Here is a 15,936-nt window from a genome sequence, read left to right as displayed (position 1 = left end):
TCAGCCACGCGCTGCGTGCGCGAGCGTGGATTCGTACGACCGGAGGACATTCGACCACTCGAAACGGGCCACAGAGCGGGCGATGTCCTCGGGGTCTGCCTGAAGCGCCAACAGTCTGCGCAGGCCGGCCGAGACGTCATCGATCGAGGTCGGGTCACCGACAAGGACGCCGTTGTCGCCGTCCCGCACCGCGACGGCAGCGCCTGCAGTGACACTCGTGAGCACGGGCAGCCCGGAGGCCATCGCTTCCACGACCACCAACCCCCACGCCTCGTACTTCGTGGGCAACGCGAAGAAATCAGATGCCGCGTAGTAGCGATGAACGTCGCTGGTTTGACCCGCCAAGAGTGCCTGGCGATCGTGCAACCCGGCCTCCCGAATGATCGCCTTCGCCTCGGCGACACTGAATCCGCCTACCGCCAGCAGCCGCACCGATGGGTCCGCCAGCGAAGCGATCGCGTGCGCCAACTGGCGAAAGCCCTTACGTTCCAGTTCGTTGGCTACGAAGATGACCAGGCGTTCATCGTCACCGATCCCTAGCTCACGTCGCACCTCGGCTCGAGCCTCCGTGCTGGGAACGAAGAACTCCCGCGCCGAGTAGCCGTTCGGGATGACGTCGATGTCCGCATCCGGCACGCCGTAGTGCCGCATGATGTCGGCTTTGACGTCCGGCGTCAGCGCGATCACGCGGCGATACCGACGCTCCTGCAGCAATGCGCGCTCCATGCGAAGTACGACGGGGTGAAACGGGTTCACTCGCTGCCGCAGGCGGCCACGCAGGTCGCGGGTCTCGCGTGCGGTCTCGATCCACGTCGCATGGACACTTTGCATCCAAGTAACGCTGTCGGGCGGCGCGGTAGCCCCGAAACTGGCCACAACGTCCGGCCTTGGTGCCAACTCTGAGAGTGCTCGGTTCAGGGCGAACCGATACGCCGGCATGACGAGCGCCGGCGGCTTCGACACGTAGGTGAGTTCGTGCTTGCGCACGCCCGGCTTCAGGACGGACTCATCCCATTCCCCTGCGAACGCGTCCACATCGTGGCCGCGGTCCGCCAAGTAGTTGACACACTCGTACATCACGCGTTCCACGCCACCGCGCCGGTGGCAGCCGTGAAAGGCAACGGCAACCTTCATTCCTCCTCCGTTCACGACCCAGCCCCGGAGCCAAGCCGCGCCTGAGTCGAATATGCCGTCAAGTAGCGGTCTGCAATGTTCTCCCAGGACAACGACTCCGCGTGGGCTCGGGCAACCATCGGGTCAACTGGCTCGCGATGCGCCGCGACGAGTGCACCTGCCAAGGCACGGGTGTCATTCGGGTCGACGCCCCAACCCAAGCCGCCGGTCGCGTCGGCAAGTCCACCGTTGGTGCTCCAGACGACGCCCCTTCCAGCAGCCATCGCCTCGACGGCGACGATCCCGAAGGGTTCGAGCCGGCTCGGCACCACGGCGACCCGGCTGCGCGCGAGCAGGTCCTGGACGCCGGAGCGGTCGAGCGACCCGACGAATTCAACTCCAGGGCCGGCCAGCTCGCGCAAGTCCGGGGTCTGCTCGCCGTCACCTCCGATGCGCAGCACGGCGTCCGGCAGTTCCTCCCGCACCAACGCGAACGCCCGGATGAGCAGGTCGAGACCCTTCTGCGGCACGTGCCGGCCCCACGCAGCGAAATTCGGTTGGGTGGGCAGTTCGGTCACCTGCCACTGGGCGGGGTCGACGCCGTTCGGCACCACGACGCAGCCCGCGAAACGCGGTGCCACAGTGGCGGCGTCGTCCGCGGCCCGACGCGAGCACGCGGCGAGCAGCGCTGCCCGCCGCGACCCGGCCCGCAGTGCCAGACGCATCTGGGCGCTGCGCTGGTAGATCTGCCCCGCGTCCATCGTCACCTCGCCCTGCGTGGTGATCACGAACGGCACGCGGTGCCGCGCGGCATAGGCCGTGAGGGCCGGCACCTGGTTGGCCGGGCACTGCACGTGCAACACATCGGGGGGCGCTCCGATCGCTGCCAACGCTCGCAACTGACGGGCGACGCTCGCCGGGTAACCGGCGAGCGCCCGCGGGTTGCGACCGGGCAAGTCGAAGGGGATCCGGCGCACCGGAACCCCCTCCACCTCGCCGACCTCGGGGAGGTCGGACGGGTGACGATGGACGACGACGGTCACCTCGTGACCGCGTCGCTGATACTGCCGCGCCAACTGGAGTGTGAGTTCTTCGACGCCCCCCTTGGCGGGAAAGAAGGCACTGGGTGCCAGCCATATCCGCACAGGCTCAACTAAACAACATGGGGCATGGTTCGATGTGTGCTGGTCCGACTTCGGGCCTGGGGATTCATAGGGGATTGGGACGGCAATGGTCGAACGTCGGGTGTTGGTCACTGGCGGCGCGGGATTCATCGGGTCGCACCTGGTGGAGCGCTTGCTCGAGCGGGGCGACGAGGTGCTCGTCGTCGACAACTTCTACTCCGGGCTGCGGTCCAACGTGCACCATTTGATCGGCCACCCGTCGTTCGAGCTGATTAGGCACGACGTCACGTTCCCGCTGTACGTGGAGGTCGACGAGATCTACCACCTGGCCTGCCCGGCAAGCCCGGTCTACTACCAGCGCGACCCTGTGCAGACCACCAAGACCAGCGTGCACGGCTCGATCAACATGCTGGGCCTGGCAAAGCGCACCGGGGCGAAGATCTTGCTCGCCTCGACCTCCGAGGTCTACGGCGACCCGGAGGTGCACCCCCAGCAGGAGGGCTACTGGGGCCACGTGAACCCGATCGGCATCCGCTCTTGCTACGACGAGGGCAAGCGGTGCGCTGAGACGCTCTTCTTCGACTACTGGCGCCAGCACGACCTACCGATCAAGGTGGCGCGCATCTTCAACACCTACGGGCCACGGATGCGCCCCGACGATGGGCGCGTGGTGTCGAACTTCATCGTTCAGGCGCTCGCCGGCGAACCGATCACCATCTACGGCGACGGCCAGCAGACTCGCTCGTTCTGCTTCGTCGACGACCTGGTCTCGGGGCTGATCTCGCTGATGGATTCGCCCCCCTCGTTCACCGGCCCGGTGAACATCGGCAACCCCGGTGAGTTCACCATGCTCGAACTCGCCCAGAAGGTGATCGCGCTGACCGGCAGCGACTCGCAGATCGAGCATCGTCCACTCCCCCAGGACGACCCGGTGCGACGCCGCCCGGACATCTCGATCGCCCAGTCGGAGCTCGGATGGGCCCCGCAGGTCGTGCTGGACGACGGTCTCGCGAAGACCGTCGACCACTTCCGGTCGCTGCAAGATGCCTGACCTCACCGCCGATCCGCTGCGGATCGCGATGATCTCGCACTACCTGCCCAGCGCCAGCAAGATCGGGGTCGGTTACCAGGCGCACGCATTGGCCAACGCTCTTGCTGATCGAGGCCACCACGTCACAATGTTCAGCGACTCCCCGCCCGTCGAGGATGCGCGCTATGCGCACCGGCTCGTCGCGGTCGAAGGACCGCTGCGGACCTTCCGCTTCGCGACCCACTTGAGGCGCATCGACTTCTCCGGCTTCGACGTCGTGCACGCACACGGGGACGACTACTGGCTGTGGAAACGTCGTGCGCCTGTTCACGTACGCACGATGCACGGGTCGTGTTTCGAGGAGGCGAAGCACATTCCCGGCGCGAAGGAGAAGCTGCGGATGGGCGCGCTCGGGGTGACTGAACTGCTCGCCTCGGTCGTTGCGGACCGGACCGTTTTGGTCTCCCCCGACACCCGCAAGTGGATGCCGTGGGTGCTCGATGTCGTGCCCAACGGCGTTGACACCGCACGCTTCACGCCTGCAGCGGCGCCGAAGTCAGACCACCCCACGGTCCTTTTTGTCGGCACGTGGCACAACCGCAAACGAGGCGCCGAACTCGCCCGGATCTTCGCCGACGAGGTGCGCCCCCAGGTGCCCGATGCCGAGCTGCTGATGGTGACGCAGGATGCCCCGGCGACGCTGCCCGACGGTGTGCGGACGCTAGGTCGCCTCTCCGACGAGGAGTTGGCCCGTGCGTATGCGAGCGCGTGGGTGTTCTGCCTACCCTCGGACTACGAAGGATTCGGCATCCCCTACGCAGAGGCCATGGCCTCGGGCACACCCGTGGTCGCAACGCCCAACATCGGTGCGCGGTATGTGGTGCAGAGCGGGCAGACCGGTGGGGTGCTCGCCGAGCTCGACGGGCTCGGCGACGCGCTCGTCAAGGTGCTCACCGACGGTCATTACCGAGACTCGTTGCGGCAGAAGGCGATCGAACGAAGCAATGAGTTCGCGCTGGATCGTGTGGTCGCAGAGTACGAGTCCGTCTACCGTGAGAGCGCGTCCTCGTAGGCTGCGGCCAATTGTGGTGCGACAGTCGCCACCGAGTAACGCTCGACTGCCCGTGACCGGCCACGCCGGCCGAGGTCTGCCGCCACGTCGGGCCGGGTGAGCATCTCGCCGATGGCGGCCGTCAATCCGTCGATGTCGTAATCGTCGACTAGCCAGGCTGCGTCACCAACGACATGTGGGATCGAACCCGTCCTCGTCGTCACGAGGGGCCTGCCGGATGCCATGGCCTCGGCGAGAACGTACCCGAACTGTTCCTGCCAATACGGCGTCGAAAGGCTCGGTATGACAACGACATCGGCGGACCGGAACACCAGCGGCATGTCGGCGTAGGACTGACCTTCCAGGAGATGAACGCGGTCCGCCGCACCAAGCGCCTCGGCAGCCACTTTCACCCTTGCCGTTTGCGGGCCGTTGCCGACGAGCACCAAATGGGGAGCCACCGACGCGCCGCCGACCCGGGAGAAGGCGTGGACGAGCTCGGTGACGCCCTTCTCCCTGATCATTCGACCGACGAAGAGCACGATCGGCGCATCGGCAGGGATGCCGACCCGCGCAGCTAGAAATGAGCGATCGTGACCGGGCTCGAATCGATCCGTGTTCAGGGCCGCGGGAACGACACGGATCCGGTCTGCTTCCACGCCCTCGGCGATGAGCGTGTCCCGCGCCGGTTCCGTCACCGCCACGAAGATGGCAGCTGCGTCGCGGACACGCTGTTTGCGCTGTGTCATGACCGGGTCGTCGTCGTACAAGAACGGGATGTTCTCCCAACAGGTCAACACGAGCCGAGCGCCGGTGCTGCGGGTGATTTCGACGCACTGGTCGGTGAACGGGATGAACGTCTCGGCAGCGTGGACGATGTCGGCCGACCCGATTGCTTCGCGCAGTCCGCGCAGCATGCCGGCCTCTTTCAGGACTGGGGGCAGGCGCAGCCCGGCGCGGCGTGCAACTCGCACCGCTCGCCCGTTCGCTTGCGGCGACAGCAACGTGACCGGCACGGGCACGAGGTCGACTTCATAGTTCGCGGGCAACTCCCCGATGGCTCGGACGTCGAACCCTTCCAAGCCGGCGAATGCCTGTGTCTCGAACGGATTCAGTGCGTTGCCTCGCACAAACGCCACAGACGGCCCCGGACCTGTCATGCCAATCCCCCACTACCTGTTGTCGGATCGCGGAACACGATCCGAGACCATCCTCCCCTGTCACGTCCAAACCCATGCAGTGGGATCCAGCTGCCTACCTGTTGCCTACGGCTGTACGTTCTGGCTCGCCCAAGCCTTCGCGACTCGTTGGAGCCGCGTTGGTGCTCCGCCGAACCGGCCGGTCAGCGCGTCACGAAACGCGTAGCCGAGGACTAGCCCATTGCGCCCGACCGATCGCATGCTCCGGCTCGGCCGGGGCTTGAGCTGCGGAAGCAGATGCCTCCGTATGAAACGGGCCTCCCCGAGGACACCTGCGCTTGTGCGCTCGTGCACGAAGGTCAGACCGTTGCGCGCGAAGAAGTACAGACCGAGATAACTGAACTCTCCAGCGAACGAAGCGGAAACGGCGTGATGGATCACCGCCCGGGTGTCCACCAGCAACGGCACGCCGAGCTGCGTTGCCCGAACACTCCAATCGGAATCCTCGAAGTTGAGGAAGAACCGCTCGTCGAACAGGCCGACACGTCGCCACACCTCCGCGGTGGCCGTAACGCAGCAGCCGGTGAGCACCTCCGACTCGCGAACGCCGTCCTCGTCGGTCGGCGACAACTCGCCCTCGGCCAGATGGCGGGCGAGCCCCGTGGACGGGTCGACAACGCCGCCACCGAACCAAACATGGCCGGCGTCGGCGAGATATCGGATCTCCGGCGCAACCGCCGCCCCTCCTGCAGCTGTCTGTTCCAATCGCTCGAGGGCGCCGGGCGAAACCACGGTGTCGTTGTTGAGGAGGGTTACCGTCCGGGCCCCTCGCTCGAGCGCCCAGCGAAGCCCGGCATTCATGCCTCCAGTGAAGCCCTGGTTCGTTTCCAACTGGAGGGTCGAAATACGGTCGCCGAATCGCGCGCGAGACGCATCGAGCACGCCATCGAAGGACCCGTTGTCGATCACCAGCGGATGAATCGCATCTTCACTCGGCACGATCGACTCCAGACAACTCAACGTGTCTTCCCTACCGAAGTAGGAGAGAACCACAACCACATGGTCCATGACTCAACCCTGCACAGTCAGGAGTCGGAGCGCCGCCCCGGCGGGGCGATCGAGGCGACGGGGCAAAGCACGCTGGATGGCGACGGCGTCTTCCTGTGCCAGTCCGGCCCGAGTGGTCCGAAGCATCAGAAGGAAGAGTGCACACCCTACGGGGATCGCACAGAATGATGCGACCCACCGACCCAGCTGGATCGGCTCGATCAGGGCCCATGTCCCAACCGCGATCGGGACTGCGAGAATGAGACTCCCCGTCTGCTTGACCAGTTCGGACCAAGGCATCTGCATCGCGCGCAGTTCGCTGCCGACGAGCAGAACCAGTTGGACCAGCGCCCCACTCACATTGGCGATCACGGCTCCCCACCCGCCGAGCGATGGAATGACTGCGAGTGCGACACCCACATCGACGATGAGCGCGAGCAAGTTGACCCTGAGGATCGTGCCGGCCGCTAGGCGCCCCATGACGAACGCTGAGACCGGACCACTTGCGACAAGCAACCCGGCAGAGATCGCGAGGGCGACGAACATCGGTTCGCTGTCTGAGTAGGCGTCGCCGTAGAGCGCCGGCAGGAGCAGTGCGAAGAACGGGACACCGGCGACCAACAACAACGAAACGATCAGCGCCGAGGCACGAATCGTCCGCCGGAAGGCCGCCTCCACCGCAGATACTTCAACCTCCCGAAGGCCGGAGATCGCCGGCATCAAAGGTCCGACCAACGCCTGCGCCGGGGCGAAGATGTGCGATGCCAGACCGAAGGCCAAGGCGAATGTGCCGACCGCCGCCGCGTCCCCGAGCCAGGCGAGGAAGAACACTTCTGTGCGCGATACGACCATCGTGGCAACGAGCCCTCCGACCGCCGTCGGAACCGCAAATCTCCAGAAGCCCGCCGGCATGCCCACCGGGATCTGCGGGTGGAGCACCGCACGCCGATAGCCGGGATCGATAACCAGGAGCGCAAGGCCAACCCCGAGCCCGCCGGCGGCCAGACGAGCAGCCCACACTGCGTCTGCCGTGCCGACCAACCAGAGTGAAAGTAACGTCGCCGCCTGAACCAAGATGTTCACAACCATCGCATTCTGGGCGCCGGCGGCTGTCTTGTTCTCGATCGCAAGACATGTCGTCGCCCCGTCGAGGAACGCGGGACACCAGACACCGAACGCAAGGGCGAGCAGAAGCATCGGCAGAGGTACATCGGCCACGAGCAGAACCACGAGCGTCAGCAGGGGTGCCGCGATGAACAGTCGGAAGCCTTGTGCCTTGGACAGGAGCCGTCGAACGTCGTCGTGGCGCCCCAGTGCGTGCCCCTTGGCGCCGAACTGGATCGTTCCGGTCGTCACTCCCACTGCGATGATTCCGCCCACGACGTCCATCAGCGTCATCAGGAACGCGAGTCGTCCGTAATGAACGACTCCTAGCGCCCGTGCCAGGATCAGATTGACGACAAAGCCCATGGGAACAGCAGTGATCGTGTGGAGCATGGTCCAACTCGCACCGCGGATCGCCCGGTCCTGCAGTGCCCGGGGCCCCAGTTGTCCGGCAGCCCCAGCGCTGGCCATTTGATCCGGCCCCGGGCCGCTTTCAGCGCTCATCTTCGGTGCTCCATCTTCGAGCGTCGCTGCCGCGCTCACCGTCCTCCTCGCCGCCGACAGAACTCGGAGTCTCATGAGGCGCGTTGGCGGAGTCAACGATCACCGGGCGTCGCCAGCCGCTGATGGCCATTGCGATCGCCGTCGTGCCCGCAACGAGCAACAAGCTGCCGAGCACATCGCTAGGCAGATGGGCATAACTCACGACGTTGCCGAGCGCCCCCAGCCCAGCAACTCCCGCGGCGACCACGAGGACGACCTGCGGAGGGCGCGACGGCCAGAGGAACACGGTTGCGACACAAGCCGATGCTATGAGCGCGGCGTGGGTCGACGGATAGGTGTTGTTGCTCGGGAGCGAGATACCGAAGTCGGGACGATCTGGACCGCTGCGACGCAGGAGCCAAGCGATCACAGGTGCCATCGCGACTATCGTCGTTGCGACGAGTGCCCCCCACCGCCGTCGCGCGGCAGCGACGAGCGCGAGCGGAGCGACGACGACAAGACCGAAAACAGGCCCGACGTCGCGGGCAATCTCACCAAGCACGGTGTCGATCGGCGGTCGAATGTGATTGTGCAGCAAACTGTTTGTCGCGGAGTCCAGGCGTTGGCCCTGGGCCGATCGGACAGCCACGAGGTATGACACGGCAAACAATGCGAACAGGGCCGCCCCCGCAACCGCAGACCGCTGGCAGTGACGCCGTCGCTCGGTCACCGGCGCGGGAGTGCCCGTCGCCGGCCACCCTCCGACCGACTCCCACGCTTGTTCGACCGAGTCGACACATCCGACTCATAGGTGTATGTGCCGTAGTAGGAGTCCGACTTTGCGTTCACCTTGTTCATCGCAAAACCGTCGATCTCGACACCGGCGGTCTGCAGCACCTTCAGCGCCTGTGCGAGATCGCGCTTTCGCGTTCGATCTGCAGCCACGATCATCACAAGTCCGGCAGTCAGTTTGTCGAGCAGCACCGCGTCAACCACCGGGAGCACGGGAGGGCTGTCCACCAAGACGTAGTCGAAGTCTGCTACGAGCTTCTCGAAGACCTCGGCCATCCGTTGGGAACCGAGAAGTTCGCTCGGGTTCGGCGGCACCTGCCCGGCGGCGAGGATGTAAAGGTTGGTGGCGCCGTAGGGCTGAATCACGTCGTTGAGGTCGGCTCGACCGAGCAGCACAGTCGTCAGCCCGGCCGCGCCTTCCAAGCCGAGCGTGCTCGCCACGGTCGGCCTCCGGAGGTCGGCGTCCACAAGCAGCGTGCGCGAGCCGGTCTCCGCCACGGCTCGGGCCAAGTTGATCGCCGTCGTAGTCTTCCCTTCGCCCGGCACGGCAGACGTGATCAGAAAGGCGTTTCCGGTGGTCGTGACGTCGACGAACATGAGACTCGTGCGCAGTCGACGCACGGCCTCCAGGTAGCCGTGGCGCTCCGCTGCGCGCGAGTCCCAGGACGAGATCACCTTCTGCATGTTGTCTGCCGGGAGAGCCGCCAGAAGCGGGCTGTCCGACACCGTCTGCAGGTCACCCTCGCCTCGAACCTTCGTGTCGAACACATTGCGCATGAGGGCGAAAGCGATGCCGAGCAGCAGGCCTGCAAGCACGGCAAGCTCGATGTTGCGAGTGACGTTCGGCGACGTCGGTGACGCAGGCACCGCGGCCGGCGAAATCGTGGTTGCGGCGACAGCCTGGCCGGACGACTTCAGCAAGGGCGAGAAGGTGGCTGCGGCCTCGGCGAGTTGGGGTCCCGTTGCATTCGCGATCGCGGCCGCCCGACGAGGATCGGAATCGACGGCAGTGACGTTCAGGATGGAAGCGCTTGGATTGACTGTCGCCGAGACATTGATCGGGTACCCAGCCGGCAGCCCGAGGCGGCGGCGGAGGGGCTCGATGACCGGGGGCGATCCGAGGACCGCAACATAGGTGTTGAGATCCTGTGCAGTGATGACTGCGATGCCATTGTTCGCCCCTGAACTCTGGGCAGTCGTCTGGAGGTAAAAACTCGATCGCGCAGTGTAGGAGCGAGGCTGTTGCATGGTGACCAGAGCCGCGACCGCGACGACGACGAGCGTGCACAGGGCAATGATGCGCCACCGCCTGCGCACTACAGTGAGAAACTCACGCAATGTCACGATTCAGTCCGTCCGTCCGGTGGAGACGACCGCCGCATTCGCCTCGACAGTGCGTCCTAAGCCTTCCCCAACCCCATATTTTCGCAGGAGTCTAACGTGCGCGTTCTTCGCATCTCGCACAGTGCGGTGGTCAGCGAATGGCGGGCTCGGGATCGGTCGATCCGCGCACATGATGTCGACCTCCGGCTGCTGTCGGCGAAGGTGTGGAACGAGGGCGGCCGCGACGTCACACTGAGTCCCGAACCAGGCGAAGAGGTGATCGGGGTGGCCACTCGCGGCAAGCACCCCGCCCTCTTCGTCTACGACCCGCGGCCCATTTGGAGGGAGCTGCGTCGGCCGCTCGACGTGATCGACATCCACGAGGAACCGTTCGCGCTGGCGACGGCCGAGGTGCTGCTCCTACGGCGGCTGGCCCGCCAATCGGCGCCGTATGTGCTCTACTCCGCCCAGAATCTCGACAAGCGCTACGCCGTGCCGTTCCGTTGGCTCGAACGCTGGGCCTTGCGGCACGCGGCGGCCGTGCAAGTCTGCAACGCCGAGGCCGGGCGCATCGTGGAGCGCAAGGGATTCCCGGGCCGGTCGACGCTGCTCGGCCTCGGCATCGACACCGCCCAGTTCGCACCCGGCTCCGACCACCCAACGACGACGGGTGAGATTTGCGTCGGCTACGCCGGACGCTTCGAATCGCACAAGGGTGTGAGCGTGTTGCTCGATGCGCTCGCCCTCGAACCACGGCTGCATCTCCAACTCGCCGGCGCAGGTCCGTCCGAGGCACGGCTTCGAGCACAGGCTGCGGAACTGGGGCTCGAGCCGCGGGTCACGTGGCGTGGGTCGCTTTCCGGCTCGGCACTCGCCGACTTCTACCGTGAACTCGACGTGCTGGCGGTGCCGTCATTGACCACGCCCAACTGGATCGAACAGTTCGGCCGCGTCGTCGTCGAGGCGATGGCCTGCGGCACCCCCGTGGTCGCGTCCGCCAGCGGAGCCCTCCCGGAAGTGGTCGGTGAGGGCGGCCTGCTGGTGCCCGAGGCGCAGCCGCGTGCCCTGGCTGACGCACTCGTGCGAGCCGCCACCGAGCCGGAGCGAAGCCGTCTCTCGGCGGCCGCAACCGCACGGGGCGCAGACTACGACTGGCAGCAGATCGCTGCCGAGCAGGTGGACATGTACCGCCGGATGGTGCACGAGCCATTGGCGACCGGGGAGCGCCGAGTGCACGTCGTGCTCGTCGCGTATGGCGCCCCCGAACTTGTCGACCGCGCGCTCGCGCCGCTCACCGGCCTCGACATCACGGTGGTCGACAACAGTTCGCGCGCCGACATCGCCGACGTCGCGGCGCGCCACGGGGCCGCATACATCGATCCGGGCCGCAACGGCGGGTTCGGCGCGGGCGTCAACGTTGCGCTCGGGCGGCCCGAAGTGGCCGGCGCTGACGTGCTGTTGCTCAACCCCGATGCCGTGATCTCGCCGGCCGAAGTGCACATCCTGCACACCCGCCTCCTGGCCGAGCCCGACCTCGCGAGCGTCGCCCCGGCCCAACACGACGCCGATGGACGTCCCTCCCGGGTCGCGTGGCCGCTCCCCTCGCCGGGCCGGTCTGTGCTCGAAGCGGTCGGGCTGGGACGCCTCGGCCCGCAGAACACGTACGTCACCGGCGCAATCATGCTGCTGCGCGCCGAGGCGCTGGCCCAGGTGGGCGGCTTCGACCAGCGGTTCTTCCTCTACGCCGAGGAGACCGACTGGGCGGCTCGGTCCGCGCGCCTCGGGTGGCGGCACGCGCTGGTGCCGGAAGTCGAAGCCCTGCACATCGGCGCTGCGACGAGCAGCAACTCCGATGTCCGCGAGGCGCATTTCCACGCCTCGCAGGAGATCTACCACCGCAAGCACTTCGGGGCGGCCGGTTGGCAGGTTGTCCGCTGGGCACAGATCGCCGGCGCGGCCGCACGCAGTGTGGTCTTGAGCGGCGAGCGCGGCGCGCATGCTCGGGCCCGGGCCCGTCATTACCTGCAGGGGCCGTTGGCGGTGCGTGCCGCACTTGTGCGAACCTCTGACCAGTCCGAGTCGACGACCTGATCAGGGCAGGCGCACTTAGCAAGGTGAGAGCAGGAGGGGACGCGTGGCTGCACACAGCATCGTGCGACGCCTGCTGCGTTGGGGCGGCGTGGTGCTCATGGCAGCCACCGCCCTGGCCCTGCTGCTTGGCGCCGGCCAACAGATTCCGCATCGCCCCTTATTGGTGGTGATCGGGGCGGCGACCGTGCTGTTGTTCGCTCTGAGCCTCACTGAGCCGGCGCTGGTGCCGACCGCGTTTCTGCCGCTCTATCTCATCAGCACTCGGGCAGGGCTCGGTGGCATTGACCTGTCGGTGTCCGACCTCGCGCTCTTCGTCGCCTTCTGGCCGGCAGCGCTCCTCGCGCCCCGTCCGTTCTCCCCCGCGCTCCGCACACTGCTGTGGCTGTCGGCGACCTACCAGGCGTGCCTGCTCTTCACCCTCATCCAGAACCCCTACCGCGCCAACTACATCGAGTGGGCGCACGAATGGCTGCTGATCAGCGGCGCTCTGGTCGTCGGCTGGACCATCGGGAGGCGCGGCTACGCCGGGCTCGGCCTTAGCATCCTGCTCGCCTGCGCGAGCGTGCTCGCCGTGATTACCATCGTGACCGGCCTGCGCCAGTACGCCGGAGGCGACTTCGCGGCCGTCTACGTAACCTCGCCGATGCCCATGCACAAGAACTTCATCGGGGGGATCATGGGAGTCTGCGCGATCGTCGCGTGGCTCCGACCGCCCCAATTGAAGTTCGGCCGGTTCACGCCCGTCGTGCTCGTGCTGTTGCTGGCGGCGCTCGCCATGAGCCAATCGCGCCAAGCCATCGTCGGCCTAGCCGTCGCGATGGCTGTTGTCGCCGTGCGCCGGGGCGTGAAGCACCCGCGTCGCGTGCTCACGCTGGCGGCGATTCCTGCGCTCGGGTTCACAGCGCTCACCGTGCGGGACCAACTCGGCGAGACCTCCGCTTCTGCTCGGTTCAACTCGGCCAATCAGCGAGTCAGCTGGTTCGCCGACACGTTGGACATCTGGGCCCACCAGCCGTTCTTCGGTGTCGGCCTGCGTTGGTGGTACACCGACCGGTTTGCCAACCGTTTCCAACCGCCCAACGCTCTGCTCGAGGTGGGCTCGTCGGCTGGTCTGGTCGGCGTGCTGGGTTTTGTGATCTGGGCCATCGGCAGTGTGGTGGTCACCTCGCGCGACCGCTCCGTCTACGGGATGATCGCCTTCGGCGTGGTGGTCGATCGTCTGGTGCAGGGCCAACTCGACATCTTCTGGGTTGCGGTTGCCGCGTCACTGCCGTTCATCATCCTCGGTATCTGCCTCGGGGGCCGCGCAGCCGAACTCGACCGGGCTACAGAAGTCTCACACACGGGCACAGCTCCGGCCATCGACAACGGTTTTGGAGGCGGTCACCGCGTCAGCGTTAGTACGGCGGAGGCCGGCGCACGGTGAAGATCATCCACGCGATCCGGTCGGACAACTTCGCCGGTGTCGAACGCCACGTGCTCCGCTTGGCCATCGCCCAGCGGCTGCGCGGTGATGACGTAGCCGTCATCGGCGGGAATGTCGACCGGATGAACGGGCTGTTGACGGCCGCCGACATCGAGTTCATCCCGGCAACCACCACGGCCGAGGTCATGCGGGCATTGGTTCAGCTGCGCAAGTGGGGTCCCGACGTCGTCAACACACACATGGCGGCCGCAGAAGCCGCCGCGGTGATCACGGGACTCACCCCCGGCACAGCGCCGATCGTCGCCACCCGGCACTTCGCTGCGCATCGTGGCAGCCGGCCGGCGCTCCGACCGATCCTGCACCTCGGTGCACGCCGCTTGGCCGCACAGATCGCGGTGAGCGACTTCGTTGCAGCGCACATCGATGGGCCGTCCACCGTCGTCCACTCCGGCGTGCCGGTGCGACCGCACTCCGACGTGCCACGCGAACGCACCGTGCTCGTCGTGCAGCGGTTGGAGCCGGAGAAGCTCACCGACCTCACGTTGAGCGCTTTCTCGCGCTCGGGCCTTGCCGCCGAAGGCTGGCGGCTGGAGTTGGTGGGCGACGGCGCCTTGCGGAACGATCTGCAGGACAACGCTGTTCGGCTCGGTATCGCCGGAGCCACAACCTTCCTCGGGCACCGCTCCGACGTGCCCACCCGGATGGATGCGGCCTCGATCCTCGTAGCGCCCACCGCCTCCGAGGCGCTGGGCCTGACCGTCCTGGAAGCGATGGCCGGTGGCCTGCCGGTGGTCGCATCGGCCTCCGGCGGCCACCTCGAGACGGTCGGATCCGCCGACGGCGCCGCAATGTTTCCACCGGGCGACGTCGATAGCGCCGCCCGACTCCTGCGCGAGCTCGCCGCCGACGAGACCCGACGTGTTGCCTACGGCGCGGACCTCCGCGCGATCCAACGCGAGCGCTTCACCCTGGAAGCCCAGGCCGAGGCCACCGACGCCGTCTACCGGAGCGTGCTGTGACCGCACACGACCTCGTGGTGATCTCGTTGGAGGCATGGGACGAGGTCTGGCGTCGCAATCAACATCTCGTGCACCGACTGCTTCTCACCGACCCCGCGCTGCGCGTGCTCTGGGTCGAGCCGAGCGTCGACCCGCTCCACGCCGCCCGCTCGGGTCGACGTGCACGGCCTGGGCGTGGCCTGCGTCCCGGCCCGAGCCTGCCGGGCGAGAACGGCACCAGAATCCTCCTGCTCGAGCCCACCAAGCTCCTCCCCCGCAAGATCGATCGCGGACAGGATCTGCGGTGGGCCCGCCACATCGCGAAGACGGCGAGGCGCATCGGTTTCGAACGTCCTCTGCTGTGGGTGAACGACCCACGGGGCGCAGACGTGCTCGACGCGACGGGTTGGCCGGCGATCTACGACATCACCGACGACTGGCTGCAGGCGGATCGCACTACAGCGGAGTTGTCGCGATTGGAACGGGACGAGTCACTGTTGCTCGACAGGTGCGCGCAGATCGTCGTGTGCTCGCCCGCCTTGGAACGCACCAAGCAACGTGCCGGCCGCACCACACTCATCCCGAACGCCGTTGATCCGGACACCTACCGCCGACCGGCACCCCGCCCACATGATCTCCCGGTCGGCGCCAACGCCGTATACGTCGGGACCCTGCACACCGACCGCCTCGATGTGTCCCTGGCCATCAGGACAGCAGAGCGTCTCGCCGGCCGTGCGACGCTCACCCTCGTGGGACCGAACCTTCTTACGCCCGACGACCGCACCCGCCTCGAGCAGAGCGGAGTGGTGCTCCTCGGGCAAAAACCGGTGATGGATGTGCCCGCCTATCTCCAGCACGCTGACGTGCTCGTGGTGCCCCACCTGCTCAATGAATTCACCGACAGCCTTGACCCGATCAAGGTGTACGAATACGCGGCGGTCGGTCGACCGGTGGTGAGCACAAACGTCGCCGGCTTCCGGGACGCGCGTGACGATCGCGTGACGATCGCCGACGGCGAAGCATTCGCAGATGCTGTTGCCGAGGCGGTGCCCGGCCGGTGGCGGTTCCCCGATCGAGCCGACCGGCCGGTGCCGTCGTGGGACGACCGAGCACGCCAGATGGCGAGTATTATCTTCGCTGCCACGGGCTGGACGTAAGGGCGGAGACGATGGAGCCGGTCAGAAACGGTCACTGCCCTCGCGTCCAGGCTCCACC

The 15,936-nt window shown here is 66.7% G+C and carries 13 protein-coding genes; 6 read left to right on the top strand and 7 right to left on the bottom strand.

The annotated features are described in order from the left end of the window. Window positions 1–1,134, bottom strand: a complete 1,134-nt coding sequence (locus DFJ65_RS06810; protein WP_115922379.1) for a glycosyltransferase family 4 protein — start codon at window positions 1,132–1,134, stop codon at window positions 1–3. 11 nt (window positions 1,135–1,145) lie between these two features. Beyond that, window positions 1,146–2,387: a glycosyltransferase family 4 protein gene (locus DFJ65_RS06805; RefSeq protein WP_115922378.1), complete on the bottom strand. Its 1,242-nt coding sequence runs from the start codon at window positions 2,385–2,387 to the stop codon at window positions 1,146–1,148. Here DFJ65_RS06805 and DFJ65_RS06800 point away from each other — a divergent pair. After that, complete coding sequence (locus DFJ65_RS06800) at window positions 2,344–3,288, top strand: UDP-glucuronic acid decarboxylase family protein (protein WP_115922377.1); 945 nt, start codon at window positions 2,344–2,346, stop codon at window positions 3,286–3,288. The genes DFJ65_RS06805 and DFJ65_RS06800 overlap by 44 nt on opposite strands. Then, window positions 3,281–4,339 carry a glycosyltransferase family 4 protein gene (locus DFJ65_RS06795; RefSeq protein ID WP_115922376.1) on the top strand — a complete coding sequence of 353 codons (1,059 nt, stop codon included), beginning with the start codon at window positions 3,281–3,283 and terminating at the stop codon, window positions 4,337–4,339. Before DFJ65_RS06800 ends, DFJ65_RS06795 begins: the two co-directional genes overlap by 8 nt. On the opposite strand, the gene DFJ65_RS06790 is transcribed toward DFJ65_RS06795, so the two are convergent. From DFJ65_RS06790 to DFJ65_RS06770, 5 genes are all read right to left on the bottom strand, one after another. Next, window positions 4,315–5,457, bottom strand: a complete 1,143-nt coding sequence (locus DFJ65_RS06790) for a glycosyltransferase family 4 protein (protein ID WP_170144016.1) — start codon at window positions 5,455–5,457, stop codon at window positions 4,315–4,317. The two genes, DFJ65_RS06795 and DFJ65_RS06790, sit on opposite strands and share 25 nt — an antisense overlap. Before the next feature lie 126 nt (window positions 5,458–5,583). Next, the gene (locus tag DFJ65_RS06785; RefSeq protein WP_115922374.1) at window positions 5,584–6,525 is read right to left on the bottom strand and encodes a glycosyltransferase family 2 protein; all 942 of its coding nucleotides are present in this window, start codon (window positions 6,523–6,525) and stop codon (window positions 5,584–5,586) included. A gap of 3 nt (window positions 6,526–6,528) precedes the next feature. Then, entirely contained in the window at window positions 6,529–8,151 is a 1,623-nt protein-coding gene (locus DFJ65_RS06780) for a lipopolysaccharide biosynthesis protein (RefSeq protein WP_170144015.1), read from the bottom strand. Beyond that, the gene (locus DFJ65_RS06775) at window positions 8,102–8,752 is read right to left on the bottom strand and encodes a phosphatase PAP2 family protein (protein ID WP_147301342.1); all 651 of its coding nucleotides are present in this window, start codon (window positions 8,750–8,752) and stop codon (window positions 8,102–8,104) included. Before DFJ65_RS06775 ends, DFJ65_RS06780 begins: the two co-directional genes overlap by 50 nt. 65 nt (window positions 8,753–8,817) lie before the next feature. After that, entirely contained in the window at window positions 8,818–10,227 is a 1,410-nt protein-coding gene (locus tag DFJ65_RS06770; RefSeq protein WP_115922371.1) for a tyrosine-protein kinase domain-containing protein, read from the bottom strand. Between the two features lie 96 nt (window positions 10,228–10,323). Between DFJ65_RS06770 and DFJ65_RS06765 the strand changes: the two genes are divergently transcribed. Genes DFJ65_RS06765 through DFJ65_RS06750 form a run of 4 tightly spaced genes read left to right on the top strand, consistent with a single transcriptional unit; the run spans window position 10,324 to window position 15,878 of the window. After that, the gene (locus DFJ65_RS06765; RefSeq protein WP_245950065.1) at window positions 10,324–12,297 is read left to right on the top strand and encodes a glycosyltransferase; all 1,974 of its coding nucleotides are present in this window, start codon (window positions 10,324–10,326) and stop codon (window positions 12,295–12,297) included. A 43-nt stretch (window positions 12,298–12,340) separates the two neighbouring features. Beyond that, entirely contained in the window at window positions 12,341–13,723 is a 1,383-nt protein-coding gene (locus tag DFJ65_RS06760) for an O-antigen ligase family protein (RefSeq protein ID WP_147301341.1), read from the top strand. Then, entirely contained in the window at window positions 13,720–14,742 is a 1,023-nt protein-coding gene (locus DFJ65_RS06755; protein WP_115922369.1) for a glycosyltransferase, read from the top strand. The genes DFJ65_RS06760 and DFJ65_RS06755 overlap by 4 nt, the downstream gene beginning before the upstream one ends. Further along, entirely contained in the window at window positions 14,739–15,878 is a 1,140-nt protein-coding gene (locus DFJ65_RS06750; RefSeq protein WP_115922368.1) for a glycosyltransferase, read from the top strand. The genes DFJ65_RS06755 and DFJ65_RS06750 overlap by 4 nt, the downstream gene beginning before the upstream one ends. Window positions 15,879–15,936: the final 58 nt, after the last annotated feature.

The sequence above is a fragment of the Calidifontibacter indicus genome, assembly GCF_003386865.1.
Taxonomy (GTDB): domain Bacteria; phylum Actinomycetota; class Actinomycetes; order Actinomycetales; family Dermatophilaceae; genus Yimella; species Yimella indica.
This window is presented reverse-complemented; position numbering and strand designations above follow the sequence as displayed.

Bases quoted from the DNA above. Each gene is read 5' to 3' on its own strand.
- DFJ65_RS06810 (WP_115922379.1), bottom strand. From the start codon at position 1,134: ATGAAGGTTGCCGTTGCCTTTCACGGCTGCCACCGGCGCGGTGGCGTG.
- DFJ65_RS06800 (WP_115922377.1), top strand. From the start codon at position 2,344: ATGGTCGAACGTCGGGTGTTGGTCACTGGCGGCGCGGGATTCATCGGG.
- DFJ65_RS06805 (WP_115922378.1), bottom strand. From the start codon at position 2,387: ATGAATCCCGCGCCGCCAGTGACCAACACCCGACGTTCGACCATTGCC.
- DFJ65_RS06795 (WP_115922376.1), top strand. From the start codon at position 3,281: ATGCCTGACCTCACCGCCGATCCGCTGCGGATCGCGATGATCTCGCAC.
- DFJ65_RS06785 (WP_115922374.1), bottom strand. From the start codon at position 6,525: ATGGACCATGTGGTTGTGGTTCTCTCCTACTTCGGTAGGGAAGACACG.